The sequence below is a fragment of the Streptomyces sp. 147326 genome (assembly GCF_045000215.1).
In the GTDB taxonomy this organism is placed as follows: Bacteria; Actinomycetota; Actinomycetes; order Streptomycetales; family Streptomycetaceae; genus Streptomyces.
Genome location: NZ_CP134201.1, coordinates 3,714,238 through 3,738,184, shown reverse-complemented (window position 1 = coordinate 3,738,184; position 23,947 = coordinate 3,714,238). Strand labels below are relative to the sequence as shown.

18 protein-coding genes and 1 tRNA gene are annotated in these 23,947 nt (G+C 67.8%); 16 read left to right on the top strand and 3 right to left on the bottom strand.

What is annotated here, in order from left to right:
* Nucleotides 1-7 precede the first annotated feature (7 nt).
* The 3 genes from RIU97_RS16570 to RIU97_RS16560 are packed head-to-tail and all read left to right on the top strand — an operon-like array spanning nt 8 to nt 1,951.
* Nucleotides 8-406, top strand: coding sequence for a DUF3291 domain-containing protein (locus tag RIU97_RS16570; protein WP_404957495.1), 399 nt, complete (start codon nt 8-10; stop codon nt 404-406).
* A complete protein-coding gene (locus tag RIU97_RS16565) occupies nt 403-1,518 on the top strand; it encodes a UDP-N-acetylmuramate dehydrogenase (protein ID WP_404957493.1) in 1,116 nt (371 codons plus the stop codon). Before RIU97_RS16570 ends, RIU97_RS16565 begins: the two co-directional genes overlap by 4 nt.
* 16 nt (nt 1,519-1,534) lie before the next feature.
* Complete coding sequence (locus tag RIU97_RS16560; RefSeq protein WP_404957491.1) at nt 1,535-1,951, top strand: hypothetical protein; 417 nt, start codon at nt 1,535-1,537, stop codon at nt 1,949-1,951.
* Here the strand turns inward: RIU97_RS16560 and RIU97_RS16555 are convergent.
* Both RIU97_RS16555 and RIU97_RS16550 read right to left on the bottom strand, forming a co-directional pair.
* Nucleotides 1,941-2,960, bottom strand: coding sequence for an adenosine deaminase (locus tag RIU97_RS16555; RefSeq protein WP_404957489.1), 1,020 nt, complete (start codon nt 2,958-2,960; stop codon nt 1,941-1,943). The two genes, RIU97_RS16560 and RIU97_RS16555, sit on opposite strands and share 11 nt — an antisense overlap.
* Nucleotides 2,961-3,104: 144 nt before the next feature.
* Nucleotides 3,105-4,331, bottom strand: a complete 1,227-nt coding sequence (locus tag RIU97_RS16550; protein WP_404957487.1) for a pyridoxal phosphate-dependent aminotransferase — start codon at nt 4,329-4,331, stop codon at nt 3,105-3,107.
* Between the two features lie 237 nt (nt 4,332-4,568).
* Here RIU97_RS16550 and RIU97_RS16545 point away from each other — a divergent pair.
* The 10 genes from RIU97_RS16545 (at nt 4,569) to RIU97_RS16500 (ending at nt 17,914) form a co-directional block, all read left to right on the top strand.
* Nucleotides 4,569-4,641 (top strand) — tRNA-Trp (locus RIU97_RS16545).
* A gap of 106 nt (nt 4,642-4,747) precedes the next feature.
* Nucleotides 4,748-5,029 (top strand): preprotein translocase subunit SecE, encoded by a 282-nt coding sequence (secE, locus tag RIU97_RS16540; protein WP_030388883.1) that lies wholly within the window; start codon nt 4,748-4,750, stop codon nt 5,027-5,029.
* An 84-nt stretch (nt 5,030-5,113) separates the two neighbouring features.
* On the top strand, nt 5,114-6,034 hold the full coding sequence (gene nusG / locus RIU97_RS16535; RefSeq protein ID WP_404957484.1) for a transcription termination/antitermination protein NusG: 921 nt from the start codon (nt 5,114-5,116) through the stop codon (nt 6,032-6,034).
* Between the two features lie 164 nt (nt 6,035-6,198).
* Complete coding sequence (gene rplK, locus RIU97_RS16530; protein ID WP_266934889.1) at nt 6,199-6,633, top strand: 50S ribosomal protein L11; 435 nt, start codon at nt 6,199-6,201, stop codon at nt 6,631-6,633.
* Nucleotides 6,634-6,722: 89 nt separating this feature from the next.
* The gene (rplA, locus tag RIU97_RS16525) at nt 6,723-7,451 is read left to right on the top strand and encodes a 50S ribosomal protein L1 (protein ID WP_362395249.1); all 729 of its coding nucleotides are present in this window, start codon (nt 6,723-6,725) and stop codon (nt 7,449-7,451) included.
* A gap of 179 nt (nt 7,452-7,630) precedes the next feature.
* Entirely contained in the window at nt 7,631-8,557 is a 927-nt protein-coding gene (locus RIU97_RS16520) for a hypothetical protein (protein ID WP_404957481.1), read from the top strand.
* 265 nt (nt 8,558-8,822) lie between these two features.
* Complete coding sequence (gene rplJ / locus RIU97_RS16515; RefSeq protein WP_030710304.1) at nt 8,823-9,353, top strand: 50S ribosomal protein L10; 531 nt, start codon at nt 8,823-8,825, stop codon at nt 9,351-9,353.
* 110 nt (nt 9,354-9,463) lie between these two features.
* Nucleotides 9,464-9,847, top strand: coding sequence for a 50S ribosomal protein L7/L12 (gene rplL / locus RIU97_RS16510; protein ID WP_356525203.1), 384 nt, complete (start codon nt 9,464-9,466; stop codon nt 9,845-9,847).
* A 587-nt stretch (nt 9,848-10,434) separates the two neighbouring features.
* Nucleotides 10,435-13,917, top strand: coding sequence for a DNA-directed RNA polymerase subunit beta (gene rpoB, locus RIU97_RS16505; protein ID WP_404957478.1), 3,483 nt, complete (start codon nt 10,435-10,437; stop codon nt 13,915-13,917).
* Nucleotides 13,918-14,014: 97 nt separating this feature from the next.
* Complete coding sequence (locus RIU97_RS16500) at nt 14,015-17,914, top strand: DNA-directed RNA polymerase subunit beta' (RefSeq protein WP_319726621.1); 3,900 nt, start codon at nt 14,015-14,017, stop codon at nt 17,912-17,914.
* A 99-nt stretch (nt 17,915-18,013) separates the two neighbouring features.
* Here the strand turns inward: RIU97_RS16500 and RIU97_RS16495 are convergent, their stop codons facing one another.
* Complete coding sequence (locus tag RIU97_RS16495) at nt 18,014-20,482, bottom strand: YfhO family protein (protein ID WP_404957476.1); 2,469 nt, start codon at nt 20,480-20,482, stop codon at nt 18,014-18,016.
* Nucleotides 20,483-20,849: 367 nt separating this feature from the next.
* Between RIU97_RS16495 and rpsL the strand changes: the two genes are divergently transcribed.
* The 3 genes from rpsL to fusA are packed head-to-tail and all read left to right on the top strand — an operon-like array spanning nt 20,850 to nt 23,863.
* Complete coding sequence (gene rpsL / locus RIU97_RS16490; protein ID WP_007265893.1) at nt 20,850-21,221, top strand: 30S ribosomal protein S12; 372 nt, start codon at nt 20,850-20,852, stop codon at nt 21,219-21,221.
* A 2-nt stretch (nt 21,222-21,223) separates the two neighbouring features.
* Nucleotides 21,224-21,694, top strand: coding sequence for a 30S ribosomal protein S7 (gene rpsG, locus RIU97_RS16485; RefSeq protein WP_007265894.1), 471 nt, complete (start codon nt 21,224-21,226; stop codon nt 21,692-21,694).
* A gap of 39 nt (nt 21,695-21,733) precedes the next feature.
* The gene (gene fusA, locus RIU97_RS16480) at nt 21,734-23,863 is read left to right on the top strand and encodes an elongation factor G (protein ID WP_404957472.1); all 2,130 of its coding nucleotides are present in this window, start codon (nt 21,734-21,736) and stop codon (nt 23,861-23,863) included.
* Nucleotides 23,864-23,947: the final 84 nt, after the last annotated feature.

The window sequence follows — 23,947 nt, the reverse complement described above, 5'->3', positions numbered from 1 at the left end:
GCCCGCCATGCCCGACATCCCCTGGTCCACCCCCACCCAGGCCTCCCCCGACGCCGAGGTCTACGTCATGGCCTCCCGCTTCGAGACCGCCACCCTCGCCGGCGCCGTCACGTTCTTCCTCAAGGCCCCCGGCATCGTCCTGCAGATCCGCAAGGCTCCCGGCGCCCACGGGGCCGCCCTGCGGGCACGGGTCCTCCGGCGCACCTTCCTGACCCTCTCCGCCTGGGAGGACCGGGACGCGCTCTACCGCTTCGCGCGGAGCGAGCCCCACCGGTCCAGTTCCCGCGCGGCCGCCGCGTTCATGAAGGAATCGGTCTTCACCTTCTGGACCGTGCGCGCCGACGAGCTGCCCATCGGCTGGGAGGAGGCCGAGCGCCGGCTGGCCGAACAGAAGGCCGCCTCGTGAGTCACGGTCCGTGGCCCCGCAGGGATGCGAGGGGCGCGGACCGTACTCTTGTCCACGTGCAGGAACTCCACGACGCCCCCCTCGCCCCGCTGACCACCTTCCGTCTCGGTGGCCCCGCTGCCCGCCTGGTCACCGCGACCACCGACGCCGAGGTCGTCGCCGCCGTGCGCGCCGCGGACGAGAGCGGCACCCCGCTCCTGGTCATCGGCGGCGGCAGCAACCTGGTCATCGGCGACCAGGGCTTCGACGGCACCGCCCTGCGCATCGCGACCACCGGCTTCGTCCTGGACGGCACCACCCTGGAGCTCGCGGCCGGCGAGAACTGGAGCGACGCCGTCGCCCGCACCGTCGAGTCCGGCCTCGCCGGGATCGAGTGCCTCGCCGGAATCCCCGGCTCGGCCGGCGCCACGCCCATCCAGAACGTCGGGGCGTACGGCCAGGAGGTCAGCGACACGATCACCGAGGTCGTCGCCTACGACCGCACCAGCGGCGAGACGGTCACGCTGACCGCCGCCGAGTGCGCCTTCCGGTACCGCAACAGCACCTTCAAGGACCAGCCCGGGCGCTACGTCGTCCTGCGCGTGCGCTTCGCCCTGGAGGACGCGGGGGGCCTCTCCGCGCCGATCAAGTACGCCGAGACCGCCCGAGCCCTCGGCGTCGAGGCCGGCGACCGGGTCCCGGCCGCCACCGCCCGCGAGACCGTGCTGCGCCTGCGCGCCGGGAAGGGCATGGTCCTCGACCCCGCCGACCACGACACCTGGTCGGCCGGCTCCTTCTTCCACAACCCGATCCTGACCGACGAGGCGTACGCCGCCTTCCTCGCCCGCGTCCAGGACCGCCTCGGCGCCGGCACCGCCCCGCCCGCCTACCCCGCCGGCGACGGCCGTACGAAGACCAGCGCGGCCTGGCTGATCGACAAGGCCGGCTTCACCAAGGGCTACGGCACCGGCCCCGCGCGCATCTCCACCAAGCACACCCTCGCCCTCACCAACCGGGGCGAGGCCACCACCGAGGACCTCCTCGCCCTGGCCCGCGAGGTCGTAGCGGGCGTCCACGCGGCCTTCGGCGTCACCCTGGTCAACGAGCCGGTGACGGTCGGCGTCAGCATCTGAGGAGCCCCGGCCGCCCATGCTCTGTCCCCTGCACGGGGCCGGTACGGACCCCACCCGCCTCGTGGGCCGCACGCTCAGCAGAGTCGTCGCGTCCTGGCACGTCAGCGAGGGCGAACGCTCCGAGGCGCCCCTCGACGTCTGGCTGATCGACAGCGTCGGCGACTCGATCCGCATCACCACCGGGTCCGACCAGTGCCTCATCGTCGAGTCCGCGGCCCCCCACGAGCCCTACGACATGGGGGAGTGGGGCCGCATCGAGGTCGGCGAGGACCTCGGCGACCACCCCTTCCTGCGCCACCTCGGCGAGACCGTCGCCTCGGTCGCCGAGTTCGCGCTGCCCGAGCAGGGCCGCACCCACCTGGAGATCGGCTTCCAGGACGGGCGCCGGGTCCGCGCCGACTGCTACGAGGGGGACCTGCGGCTCACCCGGTGAGCCAGTGGTCGATCCCGGCCAGCAGCTTCTCCTGTACGTCGGCGGGCGCGGCCGAACCGCGGACGGACTGGCGGGCCAGCTCGGCGAGCTCCGGGTCCGTGAAACCGTGGTGGCGGCGGGCGATCTCGTACTGGGCGGCGAGCCGGGACCCGAAGAGCAGCGGGTCGTCGGCGCCCAGCGCCATCGGCACGCCGGCCTCGAAGAGGGTGCGCAGCGGGACGTCCTCGGGCCGCTCGTACACCCCGAGGGCGACGTTGGAGGCCGGGCAGACCTCGCAGGTGATCTGGCGGTCGGCGAGCCGCTTCAGCAGCCGGGGGTCCTCCGCGGCCCGTACGCCGTGCCCGATGCGCGCGGCGTGCAGATCGTCGAGGCAGTCGCGGACCGAGGCCGGGCCGGTGAGCTCGCCGCCGTGCGGGGCGGCGAGGAGGCCGCCCTCGCGGGCGATGGCGAAGGCCCGGTCGAAGTCGCGGGCCATGCCGCGGCGCTCGTCGTTGGAGAGCCCGAAGCCGACGACCCCGCGGTCGGCGTAGCGGACGGCGAGGCGCGCCAGGGTGCGGGCGTCGAGGGGGTGCTTCATGCGGTTGGCGGCGATGAGGACCCGCATGCCGAGGCCGGTCTCGCGGGAGGCCGCGTCGACGGCGTCGAGGATGATCTCGACGGCGGGGATCATCCCGCCGAGCAGGGGGGCGTAGGAGGTGGGATCCACCTGGATCTCCAGCCAGCCGCTGCCGTCCCGTACGTCCTCCTCCGCGGCCTCGCGGACGAGGCGGCGGATGTCGTCGGGCTCGCGGAGGCAGGAACGGGCGGCGTCGTAGAGCCGCTGGAACCGGAACCAGCCGCGCTCGTCGGTGGCGCGGAGCTTCGGGGGCTCACCGGTGGTGAGGGCGTCCGGGAGGCGCACGCCGTACTTGTCGGCGAGCTCCAGAAGGGTCGATGGTCGCATCGAGCCGGTGAAGTGCAGGTGGAGGTGGGCTTTCGGCAGAAGCGTGAGATCGCGTACGTGCTCCATTTGTTGATCCTGCCGTACCGCTGCGCTCGGCGGGAGGGGGTTTTACCTTTTGGAGGCTTGCCCGAACGCGAGAGCGGGGCCGGATGTGGCTGAGCGGCGCCGCCCCGGTGGGGCGGCGCCGCTCAGATCTGGTCGCGGGCCGCTTTAGGCCTTGGCCTCGGACAGGAGCTTCTGGACGCGGGAGACGCCCTCCACCAGGTCCTCGTCGCCCAGGGCGTAGGACAGGCGCAGGTAGCCCGGGGTGCCGAAGGCCTCGCCGGGGACGACCGCGACCTCGACCTCGTCCAGGATCAGGGCGGCGAGCTCGACGGAGGTCTGCGGGCGCTTGCCGCGGATCTCCTTGCCGAGGAGGGCCTTGACCGAGGGGTACACGTAGAACGCGCCCTCGGGGGTCGGGCAGACGACGCCCTCGATCTCGTTCAGCATCCGCACGATCGTCTGACGGCGGCGGTCGAATGCCGTGCGCATCTCGTGGACGGCGTCCAGGTTCCCGGAGACGGCGGCCAGCGCCGCGACCTGGGCCACGTTGGAGACGTTCGAGGTGGCGTGCGACTGGAGGTTCGTCGCGGCCTTGACCACGTCCTTGGGGCCGATGATCCAGCCCACCCGCCAGCCGGTCATCGCGTACGTCTTGGCGACGCCGTTGACCACGATGCACTTGTCGGCCAGCTCGGGGACGATCGCGGGGAGGGAGACGAACTTCGCGTCGCCGTAGACGAGGTGCTCGTAGATCTCGTCGGTCAGGACCCACAGGCCCTTCTCGGCGGCCCAGCGGCCGATCGCCTCGGCGTCGGCCTCGGTGTAGACCGCACCCGTCGGGTTGGACGGGGAGACGAAGAGGACGACCTTGGTGCGCTCGGTGCGCGCGGCCTCCAGCTGCTCGACGGAGACCCGGTAGCCGGTGGTCTCGTCGGCGACGACCTCGACCGGGACACCGCCGGCGAGACGGATGGACTCCGGGTAGGTGGTCCAGTACGGAGCCGGGACGATGACCTCGTCACCCGGGTCCAGGATGGCCGCGAAGGCCTCGTAGATCGCCTGCTTGCCGCCGTTGGTCACCAGGACCTGCGACGCGTCGACCTCGTAGCCGGAGTCGCGGAGGGTCTTGGCGGCGATCGCGGCCTTCAGCTCGGGCAGGCCGCCGGCCGGCGTGTAGCGGTGGTACTTGGGGTTGCGGCAGGCCTCGACCGCGGCCTCGACGATGTAGTCCGGGGTCGGGAAGTCGGGCTCACCGGCCCCGAAGCCGATCACCGGGCGCCCGGCGGCCTTGAGGGCCTTGGCCTTGGCGTCGACGGCGAGGGTGGCGGACTCGGAAATGGCGCCGATACGGGCGGACACCCGGCGCTCGGAGGAAGGCGTTGCAGAGGTCATGCGAGCAATCGTCCCAGACGGCAAAGAAGCGCGGCACACCGTTTCAGTCATCGGACCGGACGCGCACCCGGCGGGGGACGGACACCCTCCGGAGGGCGACCGGAGCATGTCAGCGCGGGTGCTGTTCGACGACAGGGCCCGGTTCACGTACACTCACCTGTCGTTGGACCTCGCCAGCCGCTGCAGAGCGTGAGCACTCCGTGCACTCGCTCGGATGCGGTAGGTTGGGGGACGCAAAGGGTCGTAGCTCAATTGGTAGAGCACTGGTCTCCAAAACCAGCGGTTGGGGGTTCGAGTCCCTCCGGCCCTGCTCCACACTCCTTCTCGGATGTGTGTGCGCAGGTACGTACTTAGATGCAACGCCGTGCGGCGCAACCGGGCGCGGTACGGCCACGACCCGGATTCAGGTGAGAGACGTGACGGACGCCCTGGGCTCCATCGACATGCCTGACGCCGAGGACGAGACGCGCGAGAAGAAGGCCCGCAAGGGCGGCAAGCGTGGCAAGAAGGGCCCTCTGGGCCGGCTCGCGCTTTTCTACCGCCAGATCGTCGCGGAACTCCGCAAGGTTGTCTGGCCCACTCGCAATCAGCTCACGACGTACACCACCGTGGTGATTGTCTTCGTCGTCATCATGATCGGTCTGGTGACCGTGATTGACTTTGGGTTTGAAAAAGCCATCAAGTTCGTCTTCGGCTGATCCCCGCGGAGGGCGGCGCCTTGATGGGTGTCGCCCGTTTTCGCATGTTCCACCACCTTTTGTATCCAGGAAGAAGCAGCCACCGTGTCTGACCCGAACCTGAACGCGAGCCACGACTCCGTCGAGTCCGTCGAGGACGAGCTCGACATCGTCGAGGCGGCAGACGCTGTGGACCCCGATGAGGCCGAGCACGCCGACGCCAAGGCGGGTGTCGCCGCCGAAGAGGCCGCGCTGCACGTCGAGGACGAGATCGAGGACGACGCCGAGATCGAGGACGACGCCGAGTTCGAAGAGGCCGCCGACGAGATCGAGGCCGACGCCGACGTCGAGGCCGCGGCCGACGACGCGGAGGCCGAAGAGGCCGCTCCGGTCGAGCCCGCCGAGCCCGTCGACCCCGTCCAGGCCCTGCGCGACGAGCTTCGCCTGCTTCCCGGCGAGTGGTACGTGATCCACACCTACGCCGGCTACGAGAAGCGCGTGAAGGCCAACCTGGAGCAGCGCGCCGTCTCGCTGAACGTCGAGGAGTTCATCTACCAGGCCGAGGTGCCCGAGGAAGAGATCGTCCAGATCAAGAACGGCGAGCGCAAGAACGTCCGGCAGAACAAGCTGCCCGGTTACGTTCTCGTCCGCATGGATCTGACGAACGAGTCCTGGGGCGTCGTCCGCAACACGCCTGGCGTCACCGGCTTCGTCGGCAACGCGTACGACCCGTACCCGCTGACCCTGGACGAGATCGTCAAGATGCTCGCGCCGGAGGCCAAGGAGAAGGCCGACAAGGCCGCCGCGGAGGCCGCCGGTCTGCCGGCGCCCGCCATCAAGCGCACCATCGAGGTCCTGGACTTCGAGGTCGGCGACTCGGTCACCGTCACCGACGGCCCGTTCGCGACGCTGCAGGCGACGATCAACGAGATCAACCCGGACTCGAAGAAGGTCAAGGGCCTCGTCGAGATCTTCGGTCGCGAGACCCCGGTCGAGCTCAGCTTCGACCAGATCCAGAAGAACTGATCTTCTGAGACAACGCTTCCGGACAGGTCAGATCGCCCCGTGAAGGGCGGTCTGACCTGCTCGGTTTTTGGCCCCGCACCGATACCCGTTATCGTGGTGCGGTATGCCTCCATCCGGATGACCGGTTGGCGGCGAAAAACTCTCACTAGGACCCGGAGAGAGCAATGCCTCCCAAGAAGAAGAAGATCACGGGGCTCATCAAGCTCCAGATCAAGGCCGGTGCGGCCAACCCGGCTCCGCCGGTCGGCCCCGCGCTCGGTCAGCACGGCGTCAACATCATGGAGTTCTGCAAGGCCTACAACGCCGCGACCGAGTCGCAGCGTGGCATGGTCGTGCCGGTGGAGATCACGGTCTACGACGACCGTTCCTTCACCTTCATCACCAAGACTCCGCCGGCCGCGCGCCTCATCCTGAAGGCCGCGGGCATCGAGAAGGGCTCCGGCGAGCCGCACAAGACCAAGGTCGCCAAGCTCACCGGCGCCCAGGTCCGCGAGATCGCCGAGCTGAAGATGCCCGACCTGAACGCCAACGACGTCGATGCCGCGATGAAGATCATCGCCGGCACCGCGCGCTCGATGGGCGTCACGGTCGAAGGCTGATCCAGCCACCCTCCAGCACCACCAGTGGTAGGACCAAGCGCTGGTCCGCACCACGACTCCATGCCTGAAGCCAAAACACAGGAGCAGAAGTGAAGCGCAGCAAGACTCTCCGCGCTGCGGACGCCAAGATCGACCGGGAGAAGCTGTACGCCCCGCTCGAGGCCGTCCGTCTCGCCAAGGAGACCTCCGCGACCAAGTTCGACAGCACCGTCGAGGTCGCCTTCCGCCTGGGTGTCGACCCGCGCAAGGCCGACCAGATGGTGCGTGGCACCGTGAACCTCCCGCACGGCACCGGCAAGACCGCCCGGGTCCTGGTCTTCGCGACCGGTGACCGTGCTGCGGCCGCGGAAGCCGCCGGCGCCGACATTGTCGGCGACGACGAGCTGATCAACGAGATCGCCAAGGGCAACCGCCTGAACGAGTTCGACGCGGTTGTGGCCACCCCGGACCTCATGGGCAAGGTCGGCCGTCTCGGCCGCGTGCTCGGTCCCCGTGGCCTCATGCCGAACCCGAAGACCGGCACCGTCACGATGGACGTCGCGAAGGCTGTCACCGAGATCAAGGGTGGCAAGATCGAGTTCCGCGTCGACAAGCACTCGAACCTGCACTTCATCATCGGCAAGGTCTCCTTCTCCGATGAGCAGCTGGTCGAGAACTACGGCGCGGCCCTGGACGAGATCCTTCGTCTGAAGCCGTCCGCCGCGAAGGGCCGTTACATCAAGAAGGCCGCCCTGAGCACCACGATGGGTCCCGGCATCCAGCTGGACTCGAACCGCACCCGGAACCTCCTCGTCGAGGAAGACCCGGCTGCTGTCTGAGCCTGACGGCTCGCTGAGTGGCTGAACGGGCCCCTCGCCCCCTTCACAGGGCGGCGAGGGGCCCGTTTCCGTGTTTCGGGCCACAGACGCGTCGTCACGGCCCTCATCGGGGCGAGATCCCGCCGAGGGGGAACGTAGGGTCGCCTTGAATTCGACGCACGATCATGGGGGAGAACCAGATGCACAAGGCTGTCCGGACCCGGGCCGGTATCGCGGTGGCGGGTACCGCACTGCTCGTGGGCGGCCTCACGGCCTGCGGTGGCGCGAAGGCCGACGCGGGTGGCGGAAGCGCCGACGGGGGCCACGGGGGCGGCGCGAAGGCGCACTCTCCGGTGGAGGCGGTGAAGGCGTCGTACCTGAAGACGGTGGCCGCCAAGTTCGCCAAGGCGGAGCTGTCCACGGTCGGGCCTGACGGCAAGACCAGCGGCCAGTCCGGCACGAAGGGCTGGTACCCGGCCGGCCACGACGTGATCCTCAAGGGCGAGGAGCCCGAGTCCCGGTCGATCATGATGGGCGACCTCGTCTACACCCAGACGGACAAGCCCGTGAACGGCAAGCCCTGGATGAGGATGAACCTGGCCAAGGACGGGAAGCCGGGGATCCGGCTGAACGAGGACCCGGCCGAGTACCTCGCGATGCTGCTGGGCCAGGAGAAGCTCAAGCACGTCGGTGCCGAGAAGACCGACGGCATCGACGCGCAGCACTACAAGGGCAGCCTCACCACCGAGGACCTGCTCAAGGCGGACGAGTCCACCAAGGTCATGGACGAGAAGAACCGCCAGTACCTGCGCGAGGCCGTGAAGCACATCAAGACCTTCGAGGTCGACCTGTGGATCGGCAAGGACGGCTACCCCGTCCGCGTCGACAGCGTGAGCACGGACGCCAAGGGCACCTCGAAGACCACGGCGAAGTTCTCCGGCTTCGGCAGCGCCCCCGCCGTCCAGGCGCCTGCGGCCGACCAGGTCATCGCCTTCGAGAACGTCCTGAAGGGCGTCGACGAGTCACTCGCGGAGACCGACCAGAAGCTGAAGGACGCCGACGACGACCTGAAGGAAGCCGACAAGACGCTGCGGGACGCCGGACTGGGCGGCCTCGGGGGCTCCTGAGACGGCGGGGCCGGAGGCGATTTGCCTCGACTGGACGCCTTCACGTACTCTTCCGGAGAAGCCAAAGACCGCTGGTCGTTGCCGTGCCCGCAAGGGTGCGGCGGCCGAAGGATCCGCTGAGTGCGGACGTCCTGCGCAGGTGTTCGTGGAAGAGCTCCCGGAGTGATCCGGTCGAGCTTCAGCCCCGTGCGCTTGCGCCGGGGCGTTTCGTTTTGTTCAGCCCCTTCTGAGCGGTCCTCATCACCCGGAAGGAGGCCGACGCTCTATGGCAAGGCCCGACAAGGCTGCCGCGGTAGCCGAGCTCACGGACCAGTTCCAGAGCTCGAACGCCGCCGTGCTGACCGAGTACCGGGGTCTCACCGTCGCGCAGCTCAAGACGCTGCGTCGTTCGCTCGGTGAGAACGCCCAGTACGCCGTGGTGAAGAACACGCTGACCAAGATTGCGGCCAACCAGGCCGGGATCACCGCGCTGGACGAGCACTTCGCTGGTCCGACCGCGGTCGCCTTCATCACCGGTGACCCGGTGGAGTCGGCGAAGAGCCTGCGTGACTTCGCCAAGGACAACCCGAATCTCATCATCAAGGCGGGTGTCCTTGATGGTAAGGCGCTCACCGCCGATGAGATCAAGAAGCTTGCGGACCTCGAGTCCCGCGAGGTTCTGCTCAGCAAGCTGGCCGGCGCGTTCAAGGGCAAGCAGTCTCAGGCTGCCTCGCTCTTCCAGGCGCTGCCGTCGAAGTTCGTCCGCACCGCGGAAGCGCTTCGCGTCAAGCTCGCCGAGCAGGGCGGTGCCGAGTAATTCGGCTCGCGCACTGATCCGCGCCGCCTAGCGCGCGGGTCGTAGCGGGCCGTTACGCCCGCCTCTCTATACATCCGGCACCTGCCGAAATAGTGGAAGGATCGCCCATCATGGCGAAGCTCTCTCAGGACGACCTCCTCGCCCAGTTCGAGGAGATGACCCTCATCGAGCTCTCCGAGTTCGTGAAGGCCTTCGAGGAGAAGTTCGACGTCACCGCCGCCGCGGCCGTCGCCGTTGCCGCCCCGGGCGCCCCGGGTGCCCCGGCCGAGGCCGCCGAGGAGCAGGACGAGTTCGACGTCATCCTCACCGGTGCCGGCGACAAGAAGATCCAGGTCATCAAGGTCGTGCGCGAGCTGACCTCCCTGGGTCTCAAGGAGGCCAAGGACCTCGTGGACGGCGCCCCGAAGCCGGTCCTCGAGAAGGTCGCCAAGGAGGCCGCTGACAAGGCTGCCGAGTCCCTCAAGGCTGCCGGCGCGGCTGTCGAGGTCAAGTAACACCTCTGGGGCCTCTCTGAGGCCCCAACCAAGGGCGATCACCCGTAAGGGTGGTCGCCCTTTGGCGTACCCGCTGTGCCTGACTTGCCCTGGTCTCGTTGGGGAGTAGGGTGATCATCGTTGCCCCGAAGCAGGGTCCGAAGATGATCCGCTCGGAGCAGGGGGCCTTGACGAACGGGACGCGGCGCGCAATTCTCAGACCCGTCGAGAGGTCGACCACCTCGATCCGAGATCTGAGGCATGGATCGACTACGAAGAGGGCAGTACTGATACGCGCTCTGTGTACGAGAGCCGCACGCGTTGTACGCAGGGCCGGACGAGCACTGCGTTGGTTGAACGAGTTGGGGAAGGCCTGTTGCCGGTTTCCGGAAACCTGGTCTGGACATCAGTGAGCCAAGTGGCTACACTGACCCTTTGCGCTGCCTGTTAGCTGTCCCCTGCCCGTCGCCAGGGACATGCCCACGCTTGAGCACACTTGATTGATCCGCCCCGACCTGGCCTTTCAGCTGGATTTGGGGGGCTTGTCTTCTGTGTCTGCTGGGACCGGTACGCGCGTAGTGAGTCCGAGCCCTCGGAAGGACCCCCTCTTGGCCGCCTCGCGCAACGCCTCGACCAATACGAACAACGGTGCCAGCACCGCCCCGCTGCGCATCTCCTTTGCAAAGATCAAGGAGCCCCTCGAGGTTCCGAACCTCCTGGCGCTGCAGACCGAGAGCTTTGACTGGCTTCTCGGCAATGCTGCCTGGAAGTCTCGCGTCGAGTCGGCGCTTGAGAGTGGACAGGACGTCCCCACCAAGTCCGGTCTGGAAGAGATCTTCGAGGAGATCTCGCCGATCGAGGACTTCTCCGGGTCGATGTCGCTGACCTTCCGCGACCACCGTTTCGAGCCGGCGAAGAACTCTGTCGACGAGTGCAAGGAGCGCGACTTCACGTACGCGGCTCCGCTGTTCGTCACGGCCGAGTTCACGAACAACGAGACCGGAGAGATCAAGTCTCAGACGGTCTTCATGGGCGATTTCCCGCTCATGACCAACAAGGGCACCTTCGTCATCAACGGCACCGAGCGTGTCGTCGTGTCGCAGCTTGTCCGCTCCCCTGGTGTCTACTTCGACTCCTCCATCGACAAGACGTCCGACAAGGACATCTTCTCCGCCAAGATCATCCCGTCCCGGGGTGCCTGGCTCGAGATGGAGATCGACAAGCGCGACATGGTCGGTGTACGCATCGACCGCAAGCGCAAGCAGTCCGTCACCGTCCTTCTGAAGGCTCTCGGCTGGACCACCGAGCAGATCCTCGAGGAGTTCGGCGAGTACGAGTCCATGCGCGCCACCCTGGAGAAGGACCACACCCAGGGTCAGGACGACGCGCTGCTCGACATCTACCGCAAGCTGCGCCCGGGCGAGCCGCCGACCCGCGAGGCCGCTCAGACGCTGCTCGAGAACCTCTACTTCAACCCGAAGCGCTACGACCTCGCCAAGGTCGGCCGCTACAAGGTGAACAAGAAGCTCGGCGCCGACGAGCCGCTCGACGCCGGTGTGCTCACCACCGACGACGTCATCGCGACGATCAAGTACCTGGTCAAGCTGCACGCCGGCGAGACCGAGACGACCGGCGAGTCCGGCCGTTCGATCGTGGTCGAGACCGATGACATCGACCACTTCGGCAACCGTCGTCTGCGCAACGTCGGCGAGCTCATCCAGAACCAGGTCCGCACGGGTCTGGCTCGTATGGAGCGCGTCGTCCGCGAGCGCATGACGACCCAGGACGTCGAGGCGATCACGCCGCAGACCCTGATCAACATCCGGCCGGTCGTCGCCTCCATCAAGGAGTTCTTCGGCACCAGCCAGCTGTCGCAGTTCATGGACCAGAACAACCCGCTCTCGGGCCTGACCCACAAGCGCCGCCTGTCGGCGCTGGGCCCCGGCGGTCTGTCCCGTGAGCGGGCCGGCTTCGAGGTCCGTGACGTTCACCCGTCGCACTACGGCCGCATGTGCCCGATCGAGACCCCTGAAGGCCCGAACATCGGTCTGATCGGCTCGCTCGCCTCCTACGGCCGCGTCAACGCGTTCGGCTTCGTGGAGACCCCGTACCGCAAGGTCATCGACGGCGTCGTCACCGACGAGGTCGACTACCTGACGGCCGACGAGGAAGACCGCTTCGTCATCGCCCAGGCCAACGCCGGCCTGTCCGAGGACATGCGCTTCACCGAGAACCGCGTGCTGGTGCGCCGTCGTGGCGGCGAGATCGACTACATCGCCGGCGACGACGTCGACTACATGGACGTCTCCCCGCGCCAGATGGTGTCCGTCGCGACCGCGATGATCCCCTTCCTGGAGCACGACGACGCCAACCGTGCCCTCATGGGCGCGAACATGATGCGCCAGGCCGTTCCGCTCATCAAGGCGGAGGCCCCGCTCGTCGGCACCGGCATGGAGTACCGCTGTGCGGTCGACGCCGGTGACTCGATCCGTGCGGAGAAGGACGGTGTGGTCCAGGAGGTCTCGGCCGACTACATCACCGTCGCCAACGACGACGGCACGTACACCACGTACCGCGTCGCCAAGTTCTCCCGCTCGAACCAGGGCACCTCGGTCAACCAGAAGGTCATCGTCAACGAGGGCGACCGGATCATCGAGTCCCAGGTCCTCGCCGACGGTCCCGCGACCGAAGAGGGCGAAATGGCCCTCGGCAAGAACCTGCTCGTCGCGTTCATGCCGTGGGAAGGTCACAACTACGAGGACGCGATCATCCTGTCGCAGCGCCTCGTGCAGGACGACGTCCTCTCCTCGATCCACATCGAGGAGCACGAGGTCGACGCCCGTGACACCAAGCTCGGCCCCGAGGAGATCACCCGGGACATCCCGAACGTCTCCGAGGAGGTCCTCGCGGACCTCGACGAGCGCGGCATCATCCGCATCGGTGCGGACGTCGTCGCCGGCGACATCCTGGTCGGCAAGGTCACGCCCAAGGGTGAGACCGAGCTGACCCCGGAGGAGCGCCTGCTCCGCGCGATCTTCGGTGAGAAGGCCCGCGAGGTGCGTGACACCTCGCTCAAGGTCCCTCACGGTGAGATCGGCAAGGTCATCGGTGTCCGCGTCTTCGACCGCGAGGAGGGCGACGAGCTTCCTCCGGGCGTGAACCAGCTGGTCCGCGTCTACGTCGCCCAGAAGCGCAAGATCACCGACGGTGACAAGCTCGCCGGCCGCCACGGCAACAAGGGTGTCATCTCCAAGATCCTTCCGATCGAGGACATGCCCTTCCTTGAGGACGGCACGCCGGTCGACATCATCCTGAACCCGCTGGGTGTCCCGTCCCGAATGAACCCGGGACAGGTCCTGGAGATCCACCTCGGCTGGCTCGCCAGCCGCGGCTGGGACGTCTCCGGCCTCGGCGAGGAGTGGGCCGAGCGTCTGAAGGTCATCGGGGCCGACCGCGTCGAGCCCGGTACCAACGTCGCCACCCCCGTGTTCGACGGTGCCCGCGAGGACGAGCTCGCCGGCCTCTTCGAGCACACCATCCCGAACCGCGACGGGGACCGCCTGGTCCTCCCGACCGGCAAGGCGCACCTGTTCGACGGCCGCTCCGGCGAGCCGTTCCCGGACCCGATCTCGATCGGGTACATGTACATCCTCAAGCTCCACCACCTGGTCGACGACAAGCTCCACGCCCGGTCGACCGGTCCGTACTCGATGATCACGCAGCAGCCGCTGGGTGGTAAGGCGCAGTTCGGTGGCCAGCGCTTCGGTGAGATGGAGGTGTGGGCGCTCGAGGCTTATGGCGCCGCTTACGCCCTCCAGGAGCTGCTGACCATCAAGTCCGACGACGTCACCGGCCGCGTGAAGGTCTACGAGGCCATCGTCAAGGGCGAGAACATCCCCGAGCCGGGCATTCCCGAGTCCTTCAAGGTGCTCATCAAGGAAATGCAGTCGCTCTGCCTCAACGTGGAGGTGCTGTCCTCGGACGGCATGTCCATCGAGATGCGCGACACCGACGAGGACGTCTTCCGCGCGGCGGAGGAGCTCGGTATCGACCTGTCCCGGCGTGAGCCGAGCAGCGTCGAAGAGGTCTGACGGGCCTGACGGGGGGCTCGCTCAAGAGCCCCCCGTCATCCCCGGGACCGTTCAGACCATGATTGAGACTCGACCCCGAAAGAGGGATTGACGCACAGTGCTCGACGTCAACTTCTTCGACGAGCTGCGGATCGGCCTTGCCACCGCGGACGACATCCGAACCTGGTCGCACGGCGAGGTCAAGAAGCCGGAGACCATCAACTACCGCACCCTCAAGCCCGAGAAGGACGGACTCTTCTGCGAGAAGATCTTCGGTCCGACCCGGGACTGGGAGTGCTACTGCGGCAAGTACAAGCGTGTCCGCTTCAAGGGCATCATCTGTGAGCGTTGTGGCGTTGAGGTCACGCGCGCCAAGGTGCGCCGTGAGCGGATGGGCCACATCGAGCTTGCCGCTCCCGTCACCCACATCTGGTACTTCAAGGGCGTCCCGTCGCGCCTCGGATACCTGCTGGACCTCGCGCCGAAGGACCTCGAGAAGGTCATCTACTTCGCCGCGTACATGATCACGTTCGTCGACGACGAGCGCCGCACCCGCGACCTCCCGTCGCTGGAGGCGCACGTCTCCGTCGAGCGCCAGCAGATCGAGAACCGCCGTGACGCGGACCTCGAAGGCCGTGCCAAGAAGCTCGAGACCGACCTGGGCGAGCTCGAGGCCGAGGGCGCGAAGGCCGACGTACGCCGCAAGGTGCGCGAAGGTGCCGAGCGCGAGATGAAGCAGCTCCGTGACCGCGCCCAGCGCGAGATCGACCGCCTCGACGAGGTGTGGGCCCGCTTCAAGAACCTCAAGGTCCAGGACCTCGAGGGCGACGAGCTGCTCTACCGCGAGCTGCGTGACCGCTTCGGCACGTACTTCGACGGCTGCATGGGCGCCGCCGCGCTGCAGAAGCGCCTGGAGTCCTTCGACCTCGAGGAGGAGGCCGAGCGCCTCCGCGAGATCATCCGTACCGGCAAGGGCCAGAAGAAGACCCGTGCGCTCAAGCGCCTCAAGGTCGTCTCCGCGTTCCTGCAGACCAGCAACAAGCCCAAGGGCATGGTTCTGGACTGCGTGCCGGTGATCCCGCCGGACCTGCGTCCGATGGTGCAGCTGGACGGTGGCCGCTTCGCGACCTCCGACCTGAACGACCTGTACCGCCGCGTGATCAACCGCAACAACCGTCTGAAGCGTCTCCTCGACCTCGGTGCCCCCGAGATCATCGTGAACAACGAGAAGCGCATGCTTCAGGAGGCCGTGGACGCCCTCTTCGACAACGGTCGTCGTGGTCGTCCGGTGACCGGTCCCGGTAACCGTCCCCTGAAGTCCCTCAGCGACATGCTGAAGGGCAAGCAGGGTCGATTCCGTCAGAACCTTCTCGGTAAGCGCGTGGACTACTCCGCGCGTTCCGTGATCGTCGTCGGTCCCCAGCTGAAGCTGCACCAGTGTGGTCTGCCCAAGGCCATGGCGCTGGAGCTCTTCAAGCCGTTCGTGATGAAGCGCCTGGTCGACCTGAACCACGCGCAGAACATCAAGTCGGCGAAGCGCATGGTCGAGCGCGGCCGCACGGTCGTGTACGACGTGCTCGAAGAGGTCATCGCCGAGCACCCGGTTCTGCTGAACCGTGCGCCCACGCTGCACCGCCTCGGCATCCAGGCCTTCGAGCCCCAGCTGGTCGAAGGCAAGGCCATCCAGATCCACCCGCTCGTCTGCACCGCGTTCAACGCGGACTTCGACGGTGACCAGATGGCCGTGCACCTGCCGCTCTCCGCGGAGGCGCAGGCCGAGGCCCGCATCCTGATGCTGTCCTCGAACAACATCCTCAAGCCGGCCGACGGCCGGCCGGTCACGATGCCGACCCAGGACATGGTCCTCGGTCTGTTCTTCCTGACCACCGACGGTGAGCTCCGTGACACCAAGGGCGAGGGCCGCGCGTTCGGCTCCACGGCCGAGGCGACCATGGCGTTCGACAACGGCGAGCTCGCGCTCCAGTCGTCCGTCGACATCCGCTTCCCGGTGGGCACCATCCCGCCGCGTGGCTGGGTGGCGCCGGTCGCCGAGGAAGGCGAGCAGGAGTTCCAGCCGGGCGACAGCTTCCGTCTGCGCACCACCCTGGGCCGCGCGCTCTTCAACGAGCTGCTGCCCGAGGACTACCCGTTCGTCGACTACTCGGTGGGCAAGAAGCAGCTCTCCGAGATCGTCAACGACCTGGCGGAGCGCTACCCCAAGGTCATCGTGGCGGCGACGCTCGACAACCTGAAGGCGGCCGGCTTCCACTGGGCGACCCGTTCGGGCGTCACCGTGGCCATCTCCGACGTCGTCGTGCCCGAGGCCAAGAAGGCCATCGTCGCGGGCTACGAGGCGATGGACGAGAAGGTCCAGAAGCAGTACGAGCGCGGTCTGATCACCAAGGACGAGCGCACGCAGGAGCTCATCGCGATCTGGACCAAGGCGACCAACGAGGTTGCCGAGGCGATGAACGCGAACTTCCCCAAGACGAACCCCATCTTCATGATGGTTGACTCGGGTGCCCGAGGAAACATGATGCAGATGCGACAGATCGCCGGTATGCGTGGTCTGGTGTCGAACGCGAAGAACGAGACCATCCCGCGTCCGATCAAGGCGTCCTTCCGTGAGGGCCTCACCGTTCTGGAGTACTTCATCTCCACGCACGGTGCCCGTAAGGGTCTGGCGGACACCGCCCTGCGTACCGCCGACTCGGGTTACCTGACCCGTCGTCTGGTGGACGTCTCGCAGGACGTGATCATCCGCGAGGAGGACTGCGGCACCGAGCGCGGTCTGAAGCTGAAGATCGCCGTCCGCGGCGAGGACGGCGTGCTGCGCAAGGCCGACGACGTCGAGACCTCGATCTACGCCCGCATGCTGGCCGAGGACGTCGTCATCGACGGCAAGGTCATCGCGCCGGCCAACGTCGACCTCGGTGACGTGCTCATCGACGCCCTGGTCGCCAACGGCGTCGAGGAGGTCAAGACCCGCTCGGTCCTGACCTGTGAGTCCGCGGTCGGCACCTGTGCCTTCTGCTACGGACGCTCGCTCGCCACCGGCAAGCTGGTCGACATCGGTGAGGCGGTCGGCATCATCGCCGCCCAGTCCATCGGTGAGCCCGGTACCCAGCTGACGATGCGTACGTTCCACACCGGTGGTGTGGCCGGTGACGACATCACGCAGGGTCTGCCGCGTGTCGTCGAGCTCTTCGAGGCCCGTACCCCGAAGGGTGTCGCCCCGATCTCCGAGGCCGCCGGCCGCGTGCGGATCGAGGAGACCGAGAAGACGAAGAAGATCGTCATCACGCCCGACGACGGCAGCGACGAGACGGCGTTCCCGATCTCGAAGCGCGCCAAGGTCATCGTGCACGAGGGCGACCACGTCGAGGTGGGCCAGAAGCTCACCATGGGTGCCACCAACCCGCACGACGTGCTGCGCATCCTCGGCCAGCGTGCCGTCCAGGTCCACCTGGTCGGCGAAGTCCAGAAGGTCTACAACTCGCAGGGCGTGTCGATCCACGACAAGCACATCGAGATCATCATCCGGCAGATGCTGCGCCGCGTGACGATCATCGAGTCCGGCGACGCGGAGCTCCTGCCGGGCGAGCTGGTCGAGCGGTCGAAGTTCGAGACCGAGAACCGTCGTGTGGTCACCGAGGGCGGTCACCCCGCCTCCGGCCGTCCGCAGCTGATGGGTATCACCAAGGCCTCGCTGGCGACGGAATCCTGGCTGTCGGCCGCCTCCTTCCAGGAGACGACCCGAGTCCTGACGGATGCGGCGATCAACGCCAAGTCCGACAGCCTCATCGGCCTCAAGGAGAACGTCATCATCGGTAAGCTCATCCCGGCCGGTACGGGCCTCGCCCGCTACCGCAACATCCGGGTGGAGCCGACCGAGGAAGCCAAGGCAGCGATGTACTCGGCCGTCGGTTACGACGACATCGACTACTCGCCCTTCGGCACCGGCTCCGGCCAGGCGGTCCCGCTGGAGGACTACGACTACGGCCCGTACAACGGCTAAGAGCTCGTAAGAAGAAACCCCCCGTCGCTCCGAGAGGAGCGGCGGGGGGTTTCCTCGTTCCTGGGTCTCCCCGCCCCCTGCGGGGCGCAGGGGACAGGCTCAGGCGCGGCGGCGGCGCAGGCCCGTCACCGTGACGCCGGCGAGGACCATCAGGCCGAGCGCGCCGCCCGCCAGGCCCGGGGTGAGGCCCTTGGGGGTGAAGGTGCAGGAGAGCTTGCGGGTGCCCGGGGGGAGGTCCACGGCGAGCAGGCCGTGGAAGCTCTTCGCCGGCGCCGAGCACTGCCAGCCCGCGATGTCGGTCACGGCCAGGACGGCCGTGCCGGTGGCGCCCTGGGGGAGGGTGGCCTCGATGGAGTGGCCGCCCGTGGTGACCTCGGTGGCGCCGGTGGTGGTGAGGTGGCGGACCGCCGTGTCGAGGGCCGCGCGGTCCAGACAGCCCAGCGGATGGTCGCCGGCGGTGGCGTCCTCGGTCTGCGTCCGCACCGTCACGTCGATCCTGCCGGAGGCGGGGACCGGGCCGAGCGGGACGACTCCGGTCATCTCGTCCTCCAGCCGCTGCTGGGCGCCGCCGGTCTCGAGGGTTCCGTAGAGGGCGGGGGAGTACCAGTAGGCCTCGGAGCCGGGGGTGCACCGGGCGGCGTACGTCTGCTCGGTGGCGTTGCCCGCTCGGGTGACCTGCGGGACCTCGTAGACGGTCGCGCCCAGGACGTTCTCCTGGCGTGCGTAGACGCTGTCGGCCGGGCCGGGGGAGGCGTACGAGCCGGTGCGGACGGTGACCAGCGGGGGTGCGGGGAACTTCGAGGCGGTCCAGGTGCCCGGGGCGGACCCCGGGCGGACCCGCGCGCCGATCGAGAAGATCGCGTCGAGCACGGGGTTGTCGGCGCCGAAGAAGGTCCGGCCGTCGTTCTTGAAGCCGTAGCCGAGGGGTTCGAGGGCCTGGTACGTGGCCTCCGGGAGGTAGCTGCTGTAGTACTGCGGGCCCTCCGCACGCAGGGCCAGGGCGTCGTTGTACGCGGTCTGGGGCGCGCCCGAGTCGGTGCGGTACGCGGGCCAGCCGTTCACGCCCCGGACCGCGTCGAAGTGGCCGGTGATCGACCGGTTCGACGTGGCGATCGGCTTGGCCCAGCGCTCGCGGGCCCGGCGGGCGTCCGCGCTCGCCGCGGCGACGGTGGACTCGGCGAGGACCACGCCGATCATCAGGGCCGCGGCCAGGGGGATCAGGACGCGGCGCTTCTCGCCCAGGGAGAGCAGGACGAGCGCGAGCAGCGAGACCGCCCCGCCGCCGAGCACGGCGTGCCAGGTCCAGCCGCCGAAGTCGTCGGTGTGTCGCAGGACGAACGTGGCCGCGACCAGTAGGCCGACGGTCAGGGCCAGGTGGAGGGGGCGCGGCCGGTTCGCCAGCGCCAGCCAGGCGAGGACCACCACCATGCCGCTGAATACGAAGGTCTCCCGGTAGGGGTTGCCGTTCGGCACCGCCAGCCCGTGCCACACGAACTGCGCGGGCGGGAACTGGAAGGAGGCGACCACGAGCAGGGTCGCGGCCGCCCACACCAGGCGGGTCCGCTTCGCGATCTTCGCGTTGAGCAGGAAGCTCCCTGCCAGGATCAGGCCCAGCGAGGCCACGTACAGGCGCGGGCGGCCGCCCCACAGGTGGGTGGCCGGGAGCATGCCGGCGAGGAAGACCTCGATGCGTACGGGGTCGAAGGCGGCGGCCTTGGTGGGCTGCGCGGCGCCGCTGGACAGGAAGGACGGCAGGAGGAGCGGGAGGGTGAGCAGGATCCCGGTCCCCGCGGCCGTCGCGGCCCGCCACACGGCACGCAGCCGCTGCCGGCCGGTCATGTCACGGGTGATCATGCGGATGGCCAGCAGGATGCAGGCGGCCATCGTGGCCATCATCGCGGTGTAGAAGTTCCCGAACCAGGCGAGGGCGACCAGCAGGGCCACGCCCGGCCAGCGCCGCTCCTCCAGGCACCACTCGACGGCGATGCCGAGCATGGGGAGCGCGACCAGGCCCCACAGCCACATCGGGATGTACGAGGCGTCGCTGAGCGCCCAGCCGCACAGGCCGTACGTGGCTCCGAGCACGCCCCGCTGCCACCACGGGCCGGGGTGCAGCTTGCCGAGGTACACGGTCATCACGGCGGCGGCGGCGCCCATCGTGACCGGGGTGACCGCGAAGACGGCCAGGTCGACGTGGGCGCGCGGGACGAGGACGGCCAGCCAGGAGAAGGGGTTGCCGAGGTAGGTGTAGTAGTCGGACAGGAACTGCTGTCCGAAGCCGCCGCGCCAGGAGAAGAGCAGGTCGCCGGCGGCCTGCCCGTGGACCAGGTCCCACAGCGCCCGGTGGAAGGGCACGTACTGGTTGGCCTGGTCGTTGAGGGCGCGGCCCGTGTTGCCGAGGGGGAAGGTGCCACGGGCGACCCAGGCCGCGCAGAAGGCGGCCGCGGTGATGAAGAAGGCGAGGAGGGGGCCGCGGAAACGCCTGGTCCGGCGGATGCCCGGTCTGCGCGGGGCCGGTCGGCCCGGGGCCGGGGGACGGGCGTCGACTGTGGTCGGCTCGGGTGCCACGGTCCCCAATGTCCTGCTCCCTGCTGATCGACTCGCGGGCGTCCCGCGCCGGGCAAGGTGTCAGTTTAGGGCGCCGGGGCGGGGCACAAGGCCGATCGGGCCGTTCCCCGCTTGCGCACGGCGAGTTTTCGTGCTGGGCATTTGTTTTGACCTACCTCTGTGAGGTAGGTACGCTCTGACCTTGTGCCTGGGGTGTGCCCTGGCTCCCGCGTGTGCATAAGACCCCGCGGAGAGTCGAGAAGAACACACCGCAATCTGCGCCTGCCTCACTTCGGTGAGAGCGTGCAGCGTTCGACACACCCGACCGCGTGGGTCGGGGGAGTTCCAGGTTAGTTTCACTACACGGCACACAGAAACCGGAGAAGTAGTGCCTACGATCCAGCAGCTGGTCCGTAAGGGCCGGCAGGACAAGGTCGAGAAGACAAAGACCCCCGCGCTCGAGGCTTCGCCCCAGCGTCGCGGCGTCTGCACGCGTGTGTTCACGACCACCCCGAAGAAGCCGAACTCGGCGCTGCGCAAGGTCGCGCGTGTGCGTCTGACCTCTGGCATCGAGGTCACCGCTTACATTCCGGGTGAGGGACACAACCTGCAGGAGCACTCGATCGTGCTCGTGCGTGGTGGCCGTGTGAAGGACCTGCCGGGTGTTCGTTACAAGATCATCCGCGGTGCGCTTGACACCCAGGCTGTCAAGAACCGCAAGCAGGCCCGCAGCCGCTACGGCGCCAAGAAGGAGAAGTAAGAATGCCTCGTAAGGGCCCCGCCCCGAAGCGCCCGGTCATCATCGACCCGGTCTACGCATCTCCTCTGGTGACGTCGCTCATCAACAAGATCCTCCTGAACGGCAAGCGCTCCACCGCCGAGCGCATCGTTTACGGCGCCATGGAAGGCCTCCGCGAGAAGACCGGCAACGACCCGGTCATCACGCTGAAGCGCGCGCTGGAGAACGTCAAGCCGTCCCTCGAGGTCAAGTCCCGCCGTGTCGGTGGCGCGACCTACCAGGTCCCCGTCGAGGTCAAGCCGGGTCGCCAGTCGACCCTGGCCCTCCGCTGGCTCGTGGGTTACTCCCGCGCCCGTCGTGAGAAGACCATGACCGAGCGCCTCATGAACGAGCTGCTCGACGCCTCCAACGGTCTTGGCGCTGCCGTCAAGAAGCGCGAGGACACGCACAAGATGGCCGAGTCCAACAAGGCCTTCGCGCACTACCGCTGGTAGTCCCAACCCACATCGAGACCGAGAGAAGACTGAGCCGATATGGCTACCACTTCGCTTGACCTGGCCAAGGTGCGCAACATCGGCATCATGGCTCACATCGACGCGGGCAAGACGACCACCACCGAGCGCATCCTGTTCTACACCGGTGTGTCTTACAAGATCGGTGAAGTCCACGACGGCGCTGCCACGATGGACTGGATGGAGCAGGAGCAGGAGCGCGGCATCACGATCACGTCCGCCGCGACGACCTGCCACTGGCCGCTCGAGGACGTCGACCACACGATCAACATCATCGACACCCCGGGTCACGTGGACTTCACGGTCGAGGTGGAGCGTTCGCTCCGCGTCCTCGACGGTGCCGTCACCGTGTTCGACGGTGTCGCCGGTGTGGAGCCGCAGTCCGAGACCGTTTGGCGTCAGGCGGACCGCTACGGCGTGCCGCGCATCTGCTTCGTCAACAAGCTCGACCGCACCGGTGCCGAGTTCCACCGCTGTGTCGACATGATCAAGGACCGCCTCGGTGCGGTTCCGATCGTCATGCAGCTCCCCATCGGTGCCGAGATGGACTTCCAGGGCGTTGTCGACCTGGTCACCATGAAGGCGTTCGTCTGGTCCGCCGAGGCGACCAAGGGCGAGATGTACGACATCGTCGACATCCCGGACAGCCACAAGGAAGCCGCTGAAGAGTGGCACGCCAAGCTGGTCGAGACGGTCGCCGAGAACGACGACCAGATCATGGAGCTGTTCCTCGAGGGCGTCGAGCCCACCGTCGAGCAGCTGCACGCCGCTGTGCGTCGCATCATCATCGGCTCCAAGGGCGAGGGTGGCGCCACCGTCACCGCGGTGTTCTGTGGCACGGCGTTCAAGAACAAGGGCGTCCAGCCCCTGCTCGACGCCGTCGTCCGCTACCTCCCGTCGCCCCTGGACGTCGAGGCCATCGAAGGCCACGACGTCCGGGACGCCGAGGTCGTCGTGAAGCGCAAGCCTTCGGACGACGAGCCGCTCGCGGCGCTCGCGTTCAAGATCATGCGTGACCCGCACCTCGGCAAGCTCACCTTCGTCCGGGTTTACTCGGGCCGCCTGGAGGCCGGCACTGCGGTGCTGAACTCCGTCAAGGGCAAGAAGGAGCGCATCGGCAAGATCTACCGCATGCACGCCAACAAGCGTGAAGAGATCGACGCGGTGGGCGCCGGTGACATCGTCGCCGTCATGGGCCTGAAGCAGACCACCACCGGTGAGACGCTGTGTGACGACAAGGCACCCGTGATCCTGGAGTCCATGGACTTCCCGGCTCCGGTCATCCAGGTCGCCATCGAGCCCAAGTCCAAGGGTGACCAGGAGAAGCTGGGTGTCGCCATCCAGTCTCTCGCGGAGGAGGACCCCTCCTTCCACGTTCACTCGGACGAAGAGACCGGCCAGACCATCCTCGGCGGTATGGGCGAGCTGCACCTCGAGGTGCTGGTCGACCGTATGAAGCGCGAGTTCAAGGTCGAGGCCAACGTCGGCAAGCCGCAGGTCGCGTACCGCGAGACGATCCGCAAGTCGGTGGAGCGTCACGACTACACCCACAAGAAGCAGACCGGTGGTACCGGTCAGTTCGCCAAGGTGCAGATCGCGATCGAGCCGATCCTCGAGGCCGACGGTCCGGCGTACGAGTTCGTGAACAAGGTCACCGGTGGCCGCATCCCGAGGGAGTACATCCCCTCGGTCGACGCGGGTGCGCAGGAAGCCATGAAGTTCGGCATCCTCGCCGGCTACGAGATGACTGGCGTCCGCGTCATCCTTCTCGACGGTGGCTACCACGAGGTCGACTCCTCCGAGCTCGCGTTCAAGATCGCCGGCTCGCAGGCCTTCAAGGAGGCCGCGCGCAAGGCTTCTCCCGTGCTCCTCGAGCCGATGATGGCCGTAGAGGTCACCACGCCGGAGGAGTCCATGGGTGACGTCATCGGTGACATCAACTCCCGCCGTGGCCAGATCCAGGCCATGGAGGAGCGTCACGGCGCTCGCCTCGTGAAGGGCCTCGTGCCCCTTTCGGAGATGTTCGGCTATGTCGGAGACCTCCGCAGCAAGACCTCGGGTCGCGCCAGCTACTCGATGCAGTTCGACTCCTACGCCGAGGTTCCCCGGAACGTCGCCGAGGAGATCATCGCGAAGGTCAAGGGCGAGTAACTCTTCGGAGTACACGCTTTAGGCTTGTCACCGGAGCCTCTGGGTCAACAGGAGTAACACTCCCGTTGTCCCGGGGGAGACCGG